This window comes from Gluconobacter oxydans (genome assembly GCF_006539685.1).
In the GTDB taxonomy this organism is placed as follows: Bacteria; Pseudomonadota; Alphaproteobacteria; order Acetobacterales; family Acetobacteraceae; genus Gluconobacter; species Gluconobacter oxydans.
Window position 1 is genome coordinate 1 of the sequence record NZ_BJNM01000033.1, and the last position, 16,142, is coordinate 16,142.

11 protein-coding genes, 1 pseudogene and 1 riboswitch are annotated in these 16,142 nt (G+C 60.8%); of the genes and pseudogenes, 7 read left to right on the forward strand and 5 right to left on the reverse strand.

The features are described 5' to 3' along the window. Positions 1 to 496: pseudogene (locus GOX01_RS12910) on the forward strand (alpha-glucosidase); the annotation flags it as partial. On the opposite strand, the gene pnuC reads toward GOX01_RS12910, so the two are convergent. Genes pnuC through GOX01_RS10845 form a run of 3 tightly spaced genes read right to left on the reverse strand, consistent with a single transcriptional unit; the run spans position 482 to position 4,676 of the window. Next, positions 482 to 1,045 carry a nicotinamide riboside transporter PnuC gene (pnuC, locus tag GOX01_RS10835; RefSeq protein ID WP_011252887.1) on the reverse strand — a complete coding sequence of 188 codons (564 nt, stop codon included), beginning with the start codon at positions 1,043 to 1,045 and terminating at the stop codon, positions 482 to 484. The pseudogene GOX01_RS12910 and the gene pnuC sit on opposite strands and share 15 nt — an antisense overlap. Beyond that, positions 1,036 to 2,190, reverse strand: a complete 1,155-nt coding sequence (locus GOX01_RS10840) for a phosphotransferase enzyme family protein (RefSeq protein ID WP_011252888.1) — start codon at positions 2,188 to 2,190, stop codon at positions 1,036 to 1,038. The genes pnuC and GOX01_RS10840 overlap by 10 nt, the downstream gene beginning before the upstream one ends. A 2-nt stretch (positions 2,191 to 2,192) precedes the next feature. Further along, entirely contained in the window at positions 2,193 to 4,676 is a 2,484-nt protein-coding gene (locus GOX01_RS10845; RefSeq protein WP_174787490.1) for a TonB-dependent receptor, read from the reverse strand. 92 nt (positions 4,677 to 4,768) lie between these two features. Beyond that, positions 4,769 to 4,898: riboswitch (TPP riboswitch) on the reverse strand. Between the two features lie 286 nt (positions 4,899 to 5,184). Here GOX01_RS10845 and GOX01_RS10850 point away from each other — a divergent pair. The 3 genes from GOX01_RS10850 to GOX01_RS10860 all read left to right on the forward strand — a co-directional run bounded on the left by GOX01_RS10850 (position 5,185) and on the right by GOX01_RS10860 (position 8,480). Beyond that, entirely contained in the window at positions 5,185 to 6,522 is a 1,338-nt protein-coding gene (locus tag GOX01_RS10850; protein ID WP_011252890.1) for a methyl-accepting chemotaxis protein, read from the forward strand. 135 nt (positions 6,523 to 6,657) lie between these two features. Beyond that, positions 6,658 to 7,896, forward strand: a complete 1,239-nt coding sequence (locus GOX01_RS10855) for an MFS transporter (RefSeq protein WP_011252891.1) — start codon at positions 6,658 to 6,660, stop codon at positions 7,894 to 7,896. Between the two features lie 11 nt (positions 7,897 to 7,907). Continuing rightward, positions 7,908 to 8,480 carry a YdcF family protein gene (locus GOX01_RS10860; protein ID WP_131973888.1) on the forward strand — a complete coding sequence of 191 codons (573 nt, stop codon included), beginning with the start codon at positions 7,908 to 7,910 and terminating at the stop codon, positions 8,478 to 8,480. A gap of 10 nt (positions 8,481 to 8,490) precedes the next feature. Here GOX01_RS10860 and GOX01_RS10865 read toward each other — a convergent pair whose 3' ends face one another. Next, positions 8,491 to 9,750, reverse strand: a complete 1,260-nt coding sequence (locus tag GOX01_RS10865) for an AGE family epimerase/isomerase (RefSeq protein ID WP_062269263.1) — start codon at positions 9,748 to 9,750, stop codon at positions 8,491 to 8,493. Positions 9,751 to 9,906: 156 nt separating this feature from the next. Here GOX01_RS10865 and rpe point away from each other — a divergent pair, with 156 nt between their 5' ends. Genes rpe through GOX01_RS10880 form a run of 3 tightly spaced genes read left to right on the forward strand, consistent with a single transcriptional unit; the run spans position 9,907 to position 13,377 of the window. Continuing rightward, positions 9,907 to 10,584 carry a ribulose-phosphate 3-epimerase gene (rpe, locus tag GOX01_RS10870; protein ID WP_011252894.1) on the forward strand — a complete coding sequence of 226 codons (678 nt, stop codon included), beginning with the start codon at positions 9,907 to 9,909 and terminating at the stop codon, positions 10,582 to 10,584. Then, positions 10,581 to 12,233: a heparinase II/III family protein gene (locus tag GOX01_RS10875; RefSeq protein ID WP_011252895.1), complete on the forward strand. Its 1,653-nt coding sequence runs from the start codon at positions 10,581 to 10,583 to the stop codon at positions 12,231 to 12,233. The genes rpe and GOX01_RS10875 overlap by 4 nt, the downstream gene beginning before the upstream one ends. Positions 12,234 to 12,258: 25 nt before the next feature. Beyond that, positions 12,259 to 13,377, forward strand: coding sequence for a glycosyltransferase family 4 protein (locus tag GOX01_RS10880; RefSeq protein WP_011252896.1), 1,119 nt, complete (start codon positions 12,259 to 12,261; stop codon positions 13,375 to 13,377). 7 nt (positions 13,378 to 13,384) lie between these two features. On the opposite strand, the gene GOX01_RS10885 is transcribed toward GOX01_RS10880, so the two are convergent. Continuing rightward, a complete protein-coding gene (locus GOX01_RS10885; RefSeq protein WP_011252897.1) occupies positions 13,385 to 15,763 on the reverse strand; it encodes a flagellin N-terminal helical domain-containing protein in 2,379 nt (792 codons plus the stop codon). Positions 15,764 to 16,142 lie beyond the last annotated feature (379 nt).

The following is a 16,142-nucleotide window of genomic DNA, read 5'->3' on the forward strand; positions in this document are numbered from 1 at the left end:
TTATGACGGGAATACGCTGACCACGATCATTTCCGTAGCGGCGAGCGCTGTCCGGAAGCCTGTTGTGATCGAGGTGTCCCGGTCGCCGGTTTCTGAAGCGGCCAGTGTGGGGCGGGATGGATTTCAGGGACGTCTGACACTGCTGCGTGCGGCCTATGACGCGCTGGCTCCGTTCGAGCGGTTGCACGCTGCCCTCGATGCGCTGGTTCTGGCGATGCAGACCGGGGATCGCATGGCGTATCATCCGGCCAGTGCCCCGACCGAGCTGGCATCATTCAACGGGCGCGTTTCTGATGCGCAATCGGCGGTTGCTGCGCATGCGGATATGCTTGCGAAGGCCGTGGATCAGAAACTCAAACAGCTCTTCTACGGGATTGACAGGCATGACGCGCAGGCGATGGCTGAAAGAGCAGCCATATTGCACGCGGCCCTGAACCGCGCCCGGTCCCTCATGACAGAGGCGGTTTCCTCTGGTTCAGAATTACGGGGCGGCTGACGGATCGGGCTTCCAGAGGCGGTATCCGTTGACGGCGAGCAGGACGAAGCCGGCATACAGGACTGCCGTCGGGTAAAGGCCGCGGCTGAGGAACAGGGCGACATAGGCGCTGTCCACCACGATCCACAGGGACCAGGTTTCGCGATAGCGCATTGTGTCCCAGCACTGGGCAAGGATGCTGTAGGCCGTGAGGGTGGCATCCGTGACGGGCATGGGATCGTTGGTGAAACGGGCGAGGACGAAGGCCCAGACTGCGCTTCCCGCCGCGCCGCAGAGCAGTCCGTTCAGAAGGGTACGGCGTGTCGGGCGGCGGACGCGGATCCGGCCATCCGGTTTTTCCATCCGGTGCCAGTGCCGCCATCCGTAAATGACGTAGAGGCTGAAGGCGATCTGAAGTCCTGCATCGGCATAGAGCCGCGCTTTGAGAAATACCCAGCAGTACAGCCCCGCTGCTGCTAGCGAGACGGGCCAGCAGATCATGCTGCGTCGCGATGTCAGCCAGACGGCGAGTGCGCTGAGGACGGCGCCCAGAATTTCGATCAGGGACATGAGGGGGCCTGAAGGGTCCGGGTCAGCCAGCGCAGGAACTGCTGCCCGGAGGGCGAGGCGAACCAGTGCGCGTGGCCCAGAAGATAGTCCGTATAGGCCGCTTTCACGCCCGCCTGGTCGTGGACCAGCGTCTCGTAATAGGCGACTTCGGAGAGGGCATATTCGACGTGAACAAGCGGCAGGAAGAGGGGCACCAGACGGCGTTCTTCGCGGGAGAGCGCATATTGCGCCAGATAGCCCGACAGGAACGCTTCGAGCCGTTCATGAATGACGGGGCAGTCGTTCTGGGGTTCGAGCCATGCGATGGCGGTGCGTTCGATGGCGACCGCAAGATCATAGGCGGCGCAGGTCCGGTCCGACATGCCGAAATCAAGGATGCCGCAGACCTGCGCATCGGCTCCGGTCCCTGTCCAGAACAGGTTGGATGGGTGCCAGTCGCCATGGCCCCAGCGGGGCTGGATCGTGCCGAGATGGGGTTTCAGTCGTTCATGAAACGGCAGCAGGGCTGCCGGGATATCCTCACGCCAGGGGTGACGGGTCAGGGCTTCTGTCAGCCCGGCCTGTTGCGGGATCCAGCGTTCCAGCCCGGCAATCAGGTCAGGGGATGTGATGACCTCGAACGTGGAGAGCAGGGGGCGTCGGGAAGGGCGGGCAGGGGCATTGAAATTTCTGGCTGCGTCGTGAAGCCGCCCCAGATGCAGGCCGCCCGAAAAGGCGTGTTTGACGTTGTGGAATGGCGCCCAGGACTGCACGGTTTCGTACAGGTCATGGCCGGGCATGATGGAAAAGACTTCGTATGCTGAGCCATTGAGATCGAGGGCGGCGTGGCCGGTTTTCGTGCGCCATGTCTGGCCGACCGGAACGCCCTGTTCGGCCAGATGCGTGATGAAGCGATGTTCTTCTGCGAGCGCTGCCGCATCGCGCAGGCAATGATCGTGACGTTTGACGAAAACCCGGCTCCCATCTTCCAGCGAGACGACGCCCGTTGAGGAAAACGGTCGCCGTCCATGCCAGACGATCTGTTGAGCAGAGGAAGGAAGCGGGAAATGGGACAGGACCTCGCGGGCTTCGGCATCGGACAGGGCCGGCCAGTCCCGTTTGTTTTCGGGACCGTTGACGCCGAACTGTCCGGATGCCTCTGCCATGCTCAGAATCCCGTCGAGGCGGTGAACAGGGCCGCAAAGCCGCCACCGATATAATAGCTCGGGGCGCTGCCGGCGATGGTGGTGCCATAGACGCCGGTCGTGTCCTTCGCGTTCAGGGTGGGGCTGGCTACGCCTGAAAGATAGTGCTCGTTCGTGATGTTGATGAAGTTCATCCGCAATGTCGGCTGATGCAGGTGGACGTGGTCCGAAAAGCGGTAGCCAATGGCGAGATCACCTGTCGTGTGGTCCGAGACGCGCTCGTCATTCATGAAGGTGGCGTACTGGTGGCCGGTGTAATGCACGGTGGCGACGCCGAAGATATGTCCGTCATCGTAGCTCAGCCCGGCCGCGGCCTGAAGGGTTGGGCTGCGGACGGCGATTTTGCCACGGGTGCGCAGAAGGTCCCCGCTGGACATCAGGTCGTTGTCGATGGTGGCGTGCAGGTATTCACCCGACACATACGGGCTGAAATGGTGCCAGGGGCGCAGGCCGATTTCCACATCCACGCCGCGTGACGTCTGGCCGCCAGCATTCATGGTCGTGCTGACGATGGAGCCGTTCTGCACGGCCTGCGTGGAGATCTGGCGGTTGGTGAAGTTGTAGTTGAACAGCGTCAGGCTGCCGATGATCCAGCGCCCTGTCCGGCGATATCCCAGCTCTTCGGAAATGGAATATTCGTTGCGGACATCCGTGGAGCCGGTTCCGTACATCTCGCCCGATGAGGGGTCATAGGTGTTGTAAAGCGCGGTCTGATCGGGTGCGCGGAAATTGGTCGTGGCATTGAAGAAAAGCTGGTTCTCGCCATCAATCCGCCAGCGCACGCCCAGACGGGGCAGGGGCTCCATGCTGTTGGACGCCACATGATACTGCGGCCCCGGCAGGCTGTTCGTGCCGTCACGGCTCATCATGACAGCCTTGAAGCCGAGATCGATGGCCAGATGGTCATGCAGCAGGGACATGTGGTCGCCGACGAACAGGGCATTGGTCTGGGAAATGGTGTGGAAACTACCCCCCAGAAGCCGCTCGCCGTTTGACAGGCGGATCACGTCCTTGCCGTTTTCCGCCCAGATGTCCGGCGCATATCCGTTGGTCTGGACGGCTGTGAACGGCTGCTGCTCGTTGTCATCGCCGTAATCGTACCAGTAACCGAGGACGAAATCGTTCCAGCGGGTCTTGTAATGCAGGGCGCTGGTAAAGCCGGAGCGGTAGCTGCGCTGGGTATAATCCGCGCGGACCACGCCGACGCCGTCCTGCGCGCCGGGCAGGTTCAGCGTGTCGGACAGGGCCTGCGTGCCCTGATAGAGACCGGAAGTGGACATCGTGCTTCCACCCGGCCAGTTGCCATAGGCGAACTGGGCATAGGGCGTGACGTCCAGGGACAGGCGGTCTGTCAGTGTGAGATGAACGGGCGCCCCGCCATAGAGCGTGCGCTCGCCGTCCCGCCTCAGGCGCCAGTAATTCGCGCCGTTTTCGGGATTGCTGCTGTCATAGTGGGCCAGAAGGTTGTTCTGGCCTTTGATCCCGTCCGATTTCCAGCTGTTCATCGTCGGTTCGGGATACCAGCTTGTGATGGTCGTGTTGAAGGACCCTAAAAGACTGGCGCGGTTGCCCTGTCCCCATTCCTTGAGGAACTTGAAATCGACGTGCTGTTTCTCGTCGCGTCCGGGTCCGCGCCAGTTGTCGGTTGCGCCATGGGAATAGGACACGAAGCCACGGATGCCGGTATGGGCGATGTCGCCAGTATCGAGACGGATGAATTCGCGGTTGGTGTTGTAGGAGCCATAAGACACGCTGGCATCGCCACCGGCCTTTTTGGCGGGGTCGCGGAATGTCAGGTTCATCAGGCCGCCGGCTGCGTTCAGAACCGGACTGTCGAGATCGGCCGATCCCTGTGCCAAGGCGATTTCCTGATAGTTCTCGCTGTCCGCGAACTGGCTGGGCGTGCCGGAATAATAGGCCACGTCATTCAGCGGCATGCCTTCGAGGACATAGCCGATGGCGCTGTTATCGAGGCCGCGGACGGTGATGTTCGTATTTGGAGAAAAGCCCATCGGATCGGAGGAGGCGACATTGGCGCCGGGCAGCATGGACGCAAGCTGGAAAGCCGTTGCCATCGGGGCCTGTTTGGAAATGAAATCCTGGCTGACCGTACTGACGGATTTCACGCCGTCCTGCAGATGAATCAGCCCGCCTCCCGGCTGGTTGCCGGGAGCGCTGTCCGAGATCCGGTGGACGATGATGTGCTCGGCCCTGGGTGGCTTGACGGCCTGCGCCTGGGCTGCGGTCTGCTGGACCGGTGGTTTGGTCGTAGCCGGGGTATCGGCGGCACGCGCGACCGAAAAACAGACCGTTGTGCCGATCAGGACGGGCAGAAGGCTGCGATATCGCGAACGCGAAACGGGAGACGCAGGCGTTTCCCGGATCGTGGGGCAGTATGGTCTGACAGACGCTGGGGCCGGAAGGGCCGGGGGTTGTCTGTGTGCCATGATGAGAGACTCCTCGCCTGCAAGCAATGAGATCTCAGCTCTGACAGGAAAGGTTCAAGCTGCTGGCTGCGTTGTGCATGGGCATGCGTCGGGCAGACAGCGACCACCATCCCTCCGCCAGTATGAACTGGATCAGGTTCAATGGGTCACTGCGCCGCATGACTTTTAAGGGTCACACCAGCAGAATCTCAGCCCCATGCCGGAGCCCCCCACGGTGAAGCGTCACAAATCCTCTCTGGAAGAGAAATTGTCAACATGACGGAGCCGTCTGAAGCCGGGCGTCGCATACGGCCGGGGGTATGTTGCAAACAATTTCGAGAGGAATATTCATTTTTTATTAATAGCGGCAGATATAAATTTACAAACACTCACGCCACTCCCTGAACATAGCGTGAGACCCGAGGTCAAAAAGGCTCTCATGCTGAACTGAATTGAAAAAACCGCCTATGTCCGCCAGAAAATCAAGGTACTCTTTGCCGTTCTGATTCTGGTTTCTGTGCTTCAGTTCATGGTTGAGCAGGTTTTTCAGCATCTGTTCGTGCATTATCGACATGAACAGACCCTGTCGCAGTGCGCGGGACTGCTGTTCCAGATTGCCCTGACGCTCCTGATCGCCAGATTTGCCATCCGTATCGTCGCGGTTCCCTTCGAGGAGATCACGGCTGCCACTGAAAAAGTGGCCGGGGGCGCGCTCAACATTACCATTCCGTGCCTTCATCATCAGGACTGCGCCGGGCGTCTGGCCCGGTCCCTTCAGTCTTTCCGCGAAAACAGCCAGAACCAGCTGAAGCTTCAGGAAGTTTCGGCCACCGAGGCGCGTGAGGCCGCGCGTATCCAGAAGGAACTCTCCGGAAAGAGCGAAAGCATCCGTCGGCTGCAGAGCGAAACGATCGGGACGATCTGCGCCGGGATGGAAATCGTGAAGAAGGGGGACCTGACCTTCACGTTCCAGGAGCATTTTCAGGACCGGTTTGAAGAGTTCCGGCGGGATTTCAATACACTCATCCATATTTACCGCACGGCGATTGCCAGGATTTCCGATGCGACATCCATGATTGCCAACGGGACGTCGGAAATCGCTTCGGCTTCCGCGGAACTGAGCGAGCGGACAGAACGGCAGGCCGTAAACCTTGCCCAGTCCGCCGCGTCGCTTAACAGCATTACGCAGACAGTCGGTAAAACCGCCCGCTCCGCCGTGCAGGCGCGTGAGACGTCTCTGGAAACACGGGCCCAGACGGTTGTGATTTCGGGGGTCATGCATTCAGCCAATACGGCGATGGGGGAAATCCGGGCTTCCTCGCGGCAGGTCGAGAGCATTCTGGGCCTGATTGAGGAGATCGCGTTCCAGACCAATCTGCTGTCGCTGAACGCGGGGATCGAGGCGGCACGCGCCGGTGAGGCGGGGCGGGGATTTGACGTGGTCGCAAAGGAGATCAGGGCTCTGGCCCAGCGTTCGGCCAAGTCCGCCCAGGATATTCGCAACATCATCACGTCCTCGGGGCGTCAGGTGGAAGAAGGTGTTCATTTCGTCGGCGAGGCGGATCGGTCGATGAAGGTCATCAGTCAGCATGTGGACGGGATCACGTCGCTGCTTGAGGAGATTTCCCGGTCCACGACGGGTGAGGCTGAAAGTCTTGAGACGATCAACAAGGCCATCAACGAAATGGACCAGATGACCCAGCGGAATGCCGCCATGGTGGAAGAGGTCAACGTGGCGTGCCGGAACCTGAGCAACGAGGCGAAGGACCTTTTTGCCGAACTGTCCAGATTCCGTTTTGCTCCCGCGCAGCCGTCCGATGACTGGATGCATCCTGCAAACCTGAGTCTGGCTGCGGCAGAAATCTGAAAAGACGGTTCTGCGCCGGCCGGGCCGATGGAACATTATCGCGACATGCCTCGACATCGGGCCTGATATTCCCGACACTGGCGGCATGCCGGCTCGTTCCTTGTGCTCCCCTGTCCTGAATGACGGATCCTGCCCATGATGGGGCAGGCTTTCCGCTCTCTGGGGAGACGTAACTACCGCATCTGGGCCATGGGGGCCCTGGTCTCGAATATCGGGACCTGGATGCAGATGACGACGCAGGACTGGCTGGTTCTGACGGAACTGACCCGGCATGATGCGACGGCTGTCGGCATCGTCATGGCGCTTCAGCTCGCGCCACCGCTTCTGCTGATTTTCTGGACCGGAAAAATCGCTGACAGGGTGGAGAAGCATCGCTTTCTGCTGCTGACCCAGGCCGCACTTGGAACGCTGGCTATTGCGCTGGGAGTTCTGGTGGTGACGGGCCTGATCCGGTTGTGGGAAGTGGACCTGTTTGCGTTTCTGAGCGGCTGTGTGGCGGCGTTTGACAGCCCGGTGCGGCAGATTTTCGCGGGCGAACTGGTGGGCGAAGCGGATCTGGCCAACGCCGTTGCGCTCAATTCCGTCTCTTATAATGCAGGGCGCATGATCGGGCCGGCCGTAGCGGGGTTCTGTATCGCGGAACTCGGCTCGGGCTGGTCGTTCATTCTGAACGGGCTGTCGTTTTATGGCGTGCTGATGTCGCTCCTCTCTCTGCGGACACAGGAACTGCATCGTCTCGCCCCCGTCAAACCGGAAAATGCGCATCAGGAAAAACAGGATCTGCTGACAGGCGTGCGCTACGTCTGGAAGCGTGATGACCTGCGAACCATCCTGTTCATGCTGTTTCTGCTCGGGGCGTTCGGGCTCAATTTCCCGATCTATATCTCAACCATGGCCGTCAGCGTCTTTCACGTTGGGGCGCATGGTTATGGTGTGCTGAATTCGGCCATGGCGGTCGGGACGATCACGGGGGCCCTGTTCGCGGCCAGCCGTAAGACCATGCAGTTTTCCGCCCTGCCGCAGGGGGCCGTCGTCTTCAGTCTGGCCTGTCTGCTGGGCGCGCTTTCGCCGGGATACTGGGCTTTTGCCGTCACGCTGGTCATGGCCGGCATGGCGTCGCTGACCTTCACTGCGGTCAGCAACAGCTACATGCAGCTGGCAACTGATCCGGGCATGCGCGGGCGTGTGGTGTCGATCCGTTTTGCCGTCTTTGCAGGATCGTCTCCGCTGGGGGCGCCGCTGGTGGGCATGGTTGCGAACTGTCTGGGCCCCCGCTGGGCGCTGGGGGTGGGATCGCTCTCCGGCATTCTGGCGGCCGGGGTGGCATTGCTTTACCTGCACCGGGTGCAGGCTGGAAAAGAGACCTGTTCCTGATGTTCCGGGGTATGATCGTCCGAAGACTGCGTTGGGGACTGGTTGGTGTCGTGGTGTTGTTCGGTCTGTTGCTGCTCTGGATGGGATGGGTCGCGTTCCGGGGTGTCTCGGCTGTGCCGGTCCGCTCGGAAATGGCGGTTATCCTCGGAACAGCCGTTACGCAGAACGGGGAGCCTCGTCCGGCGCTGCGGGAGCGGCTGGAAGAAGGGCTGCGGTTGTGGCGTGCCGGGTTTGTGCGGACGATCATGGTGAGCGGTGCGATCGAAAGCGGTAACCATCAGGATGAGGCCCGGATCATGGCGGACTGGCTGATGGCCAGGAATGTTCCGGCTTCGGCAATCATTGTGGATTCGCACGGAAACAACACCTGGCTGACGGCCCTGCATGTCGCCCGGCTGCATCCCGAGGGCGCTGTCGTGGTCACGCAGTGGTTTCATGTCCTGCGGTCGGAATGGTCGCTTCGCCGGGCTGGGGTGAAACCGGTCTCGGGGGCGGCGCCGTGCCGCTTCCGGATGGTGGAACTCTGGTACCTGTTCCGGGATTCCGTGGCGCTTCCGGTCTATGTGCTGACGAAAGCGCCCTAGGGCGGGCGGGTCAGTAAGGGACGCCGATCTGCTCGATGGCTGTCGCGAGAGATGGCGCAAGCGGCATCATCGGGGCGAGCGTGGCCTGATAGGCGTGGTATAGGTCTCCCTTACCCTTATAGATTGTCTCGGTGGGTTCGCCTTCGGGGCTGACTTCGTTGAACCAGCTTCCGAAATCGCGGTCGATCAGGGTCGTGTCGATATAGTCCCAGATCATGCGGTACCAGTGCTCGTAATGGGGATTGCCGGTTCGCTTGTAGAGGTTGATGGCAGCCGTCAGGGCTTCGGCCTGCGCCCAGTGGATGCGGCTGCGGTTGTGCGGGCCGTGCTCCCAGTTGATGGTGTAGAGCATGCCTGGCCGGCCATCGGCGTTCCAGCCGGTGTTCATCCCGGTTTCGAACAGGGCCTGGGCGTCATGCAGCATCCATTCCGGCGTGGCCAGGCCGTGACGCAGAAGGGCGGCTTCGAGCTTCAGGGTGAGATGGGCCCACTCCACGAAATGCCCCGGCGTCATGCCATAGGGGCGCAGATCATCATTGGGTTTGTCGCTGTGATAGTCGCGCATGAGCGTCCAGTTGCGGTTGAAATGCTCCGGCATCGCGAATCCTTCTGCCGCGGCCAGTTCATGCACGAAGCGCGTGACGATGCGCCGGGCGCGATGCAGCCATTTCACGTCGCCGGTGACGTCCGCCAGCGCCATGAAGGCCTCGGTGGAATGCATGTTGCTGTTGGCGCCGCGATAGTCTTCCTCATCCGACCAGTCCGGGGCGAAGCTCTCGCGCATGACGCCTTCCTCCTCGCTCCAGAAATGGGTCTCGATCTGCTCGATCGCATCCCGGAGCAGGTCGCCTGCGCCTTCCGCCCCGATCAGGACGGCCGAGGATGCTGCGAGGGCTACGAAAGCGTGCAGGTAAGCCTGCTTGCGGTCATTGTCCTTGTCCGCGAAATGCTGCCAGCCGCCATGGGCATCATCACGGAAATTCGTGCGCAGGGCATGGATTCCATGGGCGACGAGGGGCGCGCTTCCGGGAAGGCCCTGAAGTTCGGCCACGGCATAGGCATGGACGCAGCGCGCGGTCAGCGTGGCTTCGGGTTTCGCATTTTCAGGCAGCGTGCCTTCCAGATCCAGCCCAGTAAAACCGCCGTCTATGCACCCGCCCTTGCTGAAATCCAGAAGGCGGCGACCCTGCATTTCCAGCCATGCCCTGTGAGAGGGGCGGCGGATCCAGCTGTCGCGGCTGAGGAGGGTGGGTGAAAGGCGGTCGGTCATGAGGCACTCCGGGCAGGTCGACAGATGTGGCTATCAGGACGTTTCAGGGGCGCTGGGGTTCCGGAAGGGTGTGTGGACAGACATGATGCTCACGAAGATGCGCACGGATGCGGATGTGGCTTGCGTCGCGCGATGGGTTTGCCGATACAGGAGAGTATGACTGACCGGCCCTCGATCATCGTCGCTCCCAGCCTTTTGGCTGCTGACTTTTCCCGTCTCGGGGAAGAGATCGCTTCCATTGCGCGTGCGCCCTGGCTTCATCTTGATGTGATGGACGGGCATTTCGTGCCGAATATCTCGTTTGGCCCTCCGCTCATCGCGGCCCTTCGCAGGCATACGGATGCGAAATTCGACGTCCATCTGATGATCGATCCGGTGGACCCGTATCTGGAAGCAACGGCCAAAGCGGGTGCCGATCACATCACGGTGCATGTCGAGAACGCGCCCCATCTGCACCGTTCGCTTCAGACCATCCGCGCCTTGGGCTGCCGTCCCGGCGTTGCCATCTGTCCGGCGACGCCTGCCGTGGCGCTGTCGGAAGTCATGGATCTGGTGGACATCATCCTCGTGATGACGGTCAATCCGGGATTCGGCGGCCAGAGTTTTCTCGACAGCCAGCTTTCCAAGATCAGGACGCTCGCGGAAATGATCCGTGAGAGCGGTCGGGACATCATCCTCGCCGTGGATGGGGGGATCGACCCCAGCACGGCACCGCGGGTGGTTGAGGCCGGTGCCACCATGCTCGTTGCCGGATCGGCCATTTTCGGAAAAGAGGACCGGGATGCTGCCATCAGGGCGCTTGAAGGGCCGTTCGTGGAACAGATTACCGGATGACAGGCAGTCGCTGGCTTCGAGGTCTTCGTCTCTCCCTTGCCCGTCTGCCCTTCGGGGGGCCTGCTTCCGAAGGCCCCGTGCATGCGTTCCGTGATCCCTGGAAAGGCGATCCGGATCAGGGTGCGCGCCTGATTGGCGGCCATTTCCGTTTCGACCGACAGGACTATCCGCTGCCCAACGGAAACTGGGAGCGTGGTCCCTGGCCGGAACCGGTGCGCGAATGGCTCCACGGCTTCAGCTGGTTGCGGGATCTGCGGACTCTCGGGAGCGACAGGGCCCGTCTGACCGCTCGGGGACTCGTCAGTGACTGGCTGGCCCATCCGCCAACCGATCCGCTGGTGCGGGATGCGTGCGTCACGGGGTCCCGCCTGGCGTCGTGGCTGTCGAATCATGAGTTCTGCCTGGCCTCTGCCGATCCGCGGCTTCAGCAGCGTCTGATGGAACGGATGTTGGTGGAGGGCCGGACCATCGCGGCCCTGCTGCCTCTGCCCCCGCAGGGCGCGCGTGGCCTGATGGCATTCCGGGGACTGCTGGCGGCAGCCATGGCGATGCCGGAGCAGACGGGGTTCATGTCCCGATTCCTGCGGTATCTGCCGGGGGAACTGGAGCGGCTGGTTCTGGCGGATGGCACAGTGGTGGAGCGCAGCCCGGAGGCGCAGTTCCTCGTTGCGCGGGAACTGGCGGAAATGTCCGTCATGTTCCGCACTGCCCATGCCAGTGTTCCGCCCTTTATCGACCGGGCGCTGGACAAGGTCTGTCCCGTGCTGCGGGCGATGCGGCATGGGGATGGCGGTCTTGCGGTTTTTAACGGGGCGAACGAGCGGCACAGTGCGGCTGTGGAAGACGTTCTGGCGCAGGGTTCGCGGCAGAAGCTGATTGCACCTGCCATGCCGCAGGGAAAGTTCACGCGGCTGGCACTCGGCAAGTCACTGCTGCTTGTGGACAGCGGGCCCCCCGCGCCAGCCGGTTTTGACAGCATGGCGCATGCCGGAACGCTGTCCTTCGAGTTCTCGCACCAGCGTCATCGCCTGTTCGTGAACTGTGGAAGTGCCGTGGTCGGGGCCTGGCGTGATGCCATGCGATGCAGTGCCGCGCATACGGTACTGGTAGCAGATGGTCTGTCGTCCGCGGACTTCGGACCAGATGGCGGCATGACGCGCCGGCCGGTTACCGTGTCCTGCGATCATCAGACGGACGGTTCCGCGCACTGGCTGGATCTGTCGCACGATGGCTACCACGCGCCGCTGGGCGCAAAATGGACCCGTCACCTGTATTTCGGCTCCGATGGTGAGGATCTGCGCGGGCAGGAAATCATTGATGGGGAACGCAATATCGACTTTGCCATCCGCTTTCATATCCATCCGGATGTAAAGGTGACGCAGGATGATGAGGACATCATTCTGCAGGTTGGCGGGACGATCTGGCGTTTCAGGCAGCGTGACGGCGCCGTGCGGCTGGAAAACGACGTTTATCTGGGGCGCGGAAAGCGCGAAGTCTGCCAGCAGATCATCATTACGCCCCGGCCCCTTCCTGACGTGCCTCCGCCGGAAGGAGAGGCCGCGCCAGCTGATGAAAAAACTGACGCCGAGAAGGCGGTCAAACGGACCCATCAGAGCGTGACCTGGCTGCTCGAACGCATCCCGGAATAGGCTGTTTCGTGTCCGGGATGCGATTGTGAAGATACTTGAAATCACCAACGTGGATTTTGCGCTCCGGCAGTTTCTGCTGCCGCTGATGCGGGAGCTGCGTGATGCCGGGCATGACGTTCAGGGGGCCTGTGCCGAAGGCTCCCATCTGGAGCCTGTGCGGGCCGAAGGCTTTACGGTGCATGGCGTTCCGATGGCCCGCTCTTTCTCCCCAATGGCGCAGTATAAGGCATTTGTTGCTCTGGTGCGGCTGATCCGGCGCGAAAAGCCGGATCTGGTCCATGGGCACATGCCGATCAGCGGCATTCTGGCGCGATTTGCCGCGCGGCTCTGCGGGGTGCGTGTCGTGGCCTATACCTGCCACGGCTTCCTGTTCAATCAGCCGGGATCATGGCGTCGCCGGATGCTTTCCCTGATCCTGGAATGGGCGGCAGGGCGCATAACGGACCTGTATATGACGGTCTCGCGTGAAGAGGCGCGGGACGCACGCCGCCTGCATCTGAACCGCAACTCCATAGCGATCGGCAACGGTCGTGATCCCCGGCGCTATCATCCCGATCCCGAGACGCGGGCACGCTTGCGCAGGGAACTCGGGGTGCCGGAAGACCGACCGGTGGTCATCGTGGTGTCGCGCCTGGTGCGGCACAAGGGTCATCCCGAACTGCTGCGTGCGATGGAAGATTTGCCGGAGGCGGAGCTCTGGGTGGTCGGGGAGCGTCTGCCTTCGGATCATGGTGCGGATCTGACGACAGCCTTCGCATGCGCGCGCGACCGTCTCGGCCCGCGTCTGCGGATGCTTGGATATCGTGAAGATGTCCCGGAGTTGCTGAGGGCTGCAGATGTGTTTGCGCTGCCAAGCCATTTCGAGGGCCTGCCCATGTCGGTCATCGAAGCGATGCTGACGGGGCTGCCGGTGGTGGCGACGGATGTCCGGGGGCCGAGAGAGCAGGTGCTTGACGGCAAAACCGGATTTCTGGTTCCGCCGGGCCTGTCCAGGCCTCTCGCAAAGGCCCTGCGCACACTGACGCAGGATGCAGCGTTAAGACAGAAGATGGGCGCGGCCGGAAGGCAGGTCGCGCTTGAGGCGTATGACGAACGGCATATCCTGAAGCATGTCGTCGCGCTTATGGAAAAAACCTGTTCCTGAAACCCTGTCAGCCCTGGAAAAGCTTGAGGATCATTGAGGACTGGCCATCCATGATCGAAAGGGACTGCACGGCGAGCTGCTGTTTGGTCTGGGCGGAAAGAAGCAGAACGCTCTGTTTTGCCAGATCGGCATCGGTCAGGGCAGATATTCCGGTCGTGATGGCGTCCTGCTGGGCAGCGGTGTTCTTCGTCAGCTGCGAAATGAGGTCGGTGCTGTCGCCAAGGTTGGCGTTGATGGACGTCATTTTCGAAATGGCCGCTGTTACGGCTCCGATCGCGACCTGATAACCGCTGACCTGCTGGCCTGTGATTGTACTTCCAGAAAAATTCCTGCTGTCTGCGGCCAGCAGAAAGCTGTTGGCTGGTACGGACTGGTAGACGGAAAGATAGGTATCCAGCGTACTGTCATAAGGGTGCTGGATGTTGCTGAAGACAGAAGGCGCTGCTGGCGTTGCCCAGACAGGCGTTCCGTTATCGGCGGTGACCGTGCCGGAAGGAAGGGAGCCCGCGATATTCGAACCGCTTGCAACGATGGAAAGCGTGCCGCTGTCGATGCTGCTGGAGGCCGTACTGATCCCCAGGGAGGTCAGCGTGTCGACGATCGGGGTGAACAGACTGTCCTGATACGTGGAAGGGGACGTCATGTCGGGTGTGACGCTCACGGCCACGATATTCTGCGTCTCTCCCTGCGGAAAGTCGGAAGACGACGAGACGGTATAGGTCAGATTGCCGGTTGTTCCGTCCTTTTCAAGGCTGATATACATGGGAACGCCTGTGGAAGTCGTGGAGATTGCGAAGACCGTACTCCCACCGCTTTGTGAAATGATTTTTGAAGGTGCCGGAATGCCGGTGGTGGCATCCACGGTCATTGTCGGCGTGCTATCGACCAGGGACTGGAGACTGCCGGCGATGGTCTGCGAACTGGAAAGCTTTCCGTCGCTGGTCGTCTGGTTCAGGACGAGCTGGTAGCCATCCTTTCCGGCAGCGGTTCCATTCGTGTTGAAATCCATCCGGGTGGCAATGGGATCGGCGAGACTGGTCTGGGCAGAACTCAGGCTGACCTGCTGCCCGTAGATGGAAACGAAGCTTTCCGTTGAAGGTGTGGTCTTGATGTTCCCGCTGCTGTCGTAAGCCAGGGTGCCATCGTCATTTCTCTGGGCGATGGAGACGGTTTTGGTATCACTCGACACGGCAACGATGTGGCCGGACAGAGGCGCTGTGTTGATGGCGTTGGTCAGGGCAGAGACACTGGGGCTGGAAGACAGGGGCGGCGCGTAGATGTTCCCGCCGCTGATGGTCAGTGCGCCATCAGTGCTGCTGCGGTCGACATGGAAACCCTGGCCGGAAATGGCTGTCATGAATGTGTCGGAAATGGCCTCGTCGTCCATTTTCCCCGATCCGGCGGATGTTATGGTGACGGGGGTAATCACGCTCTGTGCGGTGGGATTGCCCAACGCATCGAATGTCGAACTCACGGTATAGACCGGATTGCCGTTGCTGCCCTGCGAGACCTGAATGGCTTCGCCGGAATTCAGCGTATAGAATTTCACACCATTCGGGTCAGTATACTGGGACGTGATGACGGTGTTGCTGCCGGATGTCAGGTCGCCGCTGCTCGGATCCCACTGAAGATCCGCTCCCCCACCTATGGCGGTATTGATCGTGGCCAGCGTGGATGTCCCCGGATTATTGGCTCCGGTATCGCTTTCCTCGGCGACGAACTGGTACTGGACCGCCGGATCCTGGGCCGTTCCGGTGCCTGTGGCCTGGGCGATGTTGTGCAGGGTCAGGGTTGTGGTCTGGGGGCCGGCAATGACCAGGGATTCCGGGTCGAACGGAATGGTGACACCGGCCTGATCGACGTTGAGGCCTGAAAGGCCGAGCCCTGCGGAGGTGGCATTGTTGCCGGCAATCTTGAGCGTTCCGCCATACACGTCCAGGGAGGTGGAGGCGGTATTGTAATTGACGCCGCTGACAAGGGCGCCCGCCAGAAGATTGACGCCGTTGAAGGTGGCGGATGACGCCATGGAGTCGATCTGGGTCAGTGTCTGGGAAATCTGGGTATTGATGGTGCTGGTGTCGATGCCGGTATTCTGCCCCTCGCTGATATTGGCGGCGAGGGAGGTCAGGGCATTGTTGATGAGTGTGCCCTGGGCGCTGGCCGTCTGGACGACCTGTCCGAGAACATTCAGGCCCTGTGAAATGCCGGTCAGGGCAGAGGACTGGGCCTGCATGGTGTTGGCAATGGAATAGATCGCCGGATTGTCCGAGGCGGTCGAGACGCTCTTTCCGGTTGAGACTGCTGTTTCGGCCTTGTTCAGCGCAGTGGTGGCCTGGGACAGGGCCTGGAGCCCGGAGAGAACGGCGGCATTATTCACACTCAGCACGGATCTGTACTTCTCAGAAAACGCAAGATGTTACGAGGATGTCAGCCTCGATATAATTTTCCGTTAATGGCAGGAGTGTCTGTCTTTCAGGGCCAAAAAAAAGTCTTCCCGACATTCTGTATCGAAGGGATTTGGTATTGGGGATGGAATTGCAGGACCGGAGAATTTTAATGGAGACGTGAATTAATACTTAAGGATGTGAAATACATTTATTCATTGTAATTTGCAAAGCATCCATAATTCACTATTCTGTTTTGGTGTTATTATCAGGACTAAAATACTCTGGTTATGATGACTTCGATTCTCCCGTAAACTTGTCTTTTGTTTCTGCGCTATTTTCATGCGACTGTCGTCGCACGAGATGATTGAAGACAAAGGT

What these genes read in the sequence shown, in the direction of transcription:
- pnuC (WP_011252887.1), bottom strand. Translation starts at nt 1,045, where the DNA reads ATGTCCCTGATCGAAATTCTGGGCGCCGTCCTCAGCGCACTCGCCGTC.
- GOX01_RS10840 (WP_011252888.1), bottom strand. Translation starts at nt 2,190, where the DNA reads ATGGCAGAGGCATCCGGACAGTTCGGCGTCAACGGTCCCGAAAACAAA.
- GOX01_RS10845 (WP_174787490.1), bottom strand. Translation starts at nt 4,676, where the DNA reads ATGGCACACAGACAACCCCCGGCCCTTCCGGCCCCAGCGTCTGTCAGA.
- GOX01_RS10850 (WP_011252890.1), top strand. Translation starts at nt 5,185, where the DNA reads ATGGTTGAGCAGGTTTTTCAGCATCTGTTCGTGCATTATCGACATGAA.
- GOX01_RS10855 (WP_011252891.1), top strand. Translation starts at nt 6,658, where the DNA reads ATGATGGGGCAGGCTTTCCGCTCTCTGGGGAGACGTAACTACCGCATC.
- GOX01_RS10860 (WP_131973888.1), top strand. Translation starts at nt 7,908, where the DNA reads ATGATCGTCCGAAGACTGCGTTGGGGACTGGTTGGTGTCGTGGTGTTG.
- GOX01_RS10865 (WP_062269263.1), bottom strand. Translation starts at nt 9,750, where the DNA reads ATGACCGACCGCCTTTCACCCACCCTCCTCAGCCGCGACAGCTGGATC.
- rpe (WP_011252894.1), top strand. Translation starts at nt 9,907, where the DNA reads ATGACTGACCGGCCCTCGATCATCGTCGCTCCCAGCCTTTTGGCTGCT.
- GOX01_RS10875 (WP_011252895.1), top strand. Translation starts at nt 10,581, where the DNA reads ATGACAGGCAGTCGCTGGCTTCGAGGTCTTCGTCTCTCCCTTGCCCGT.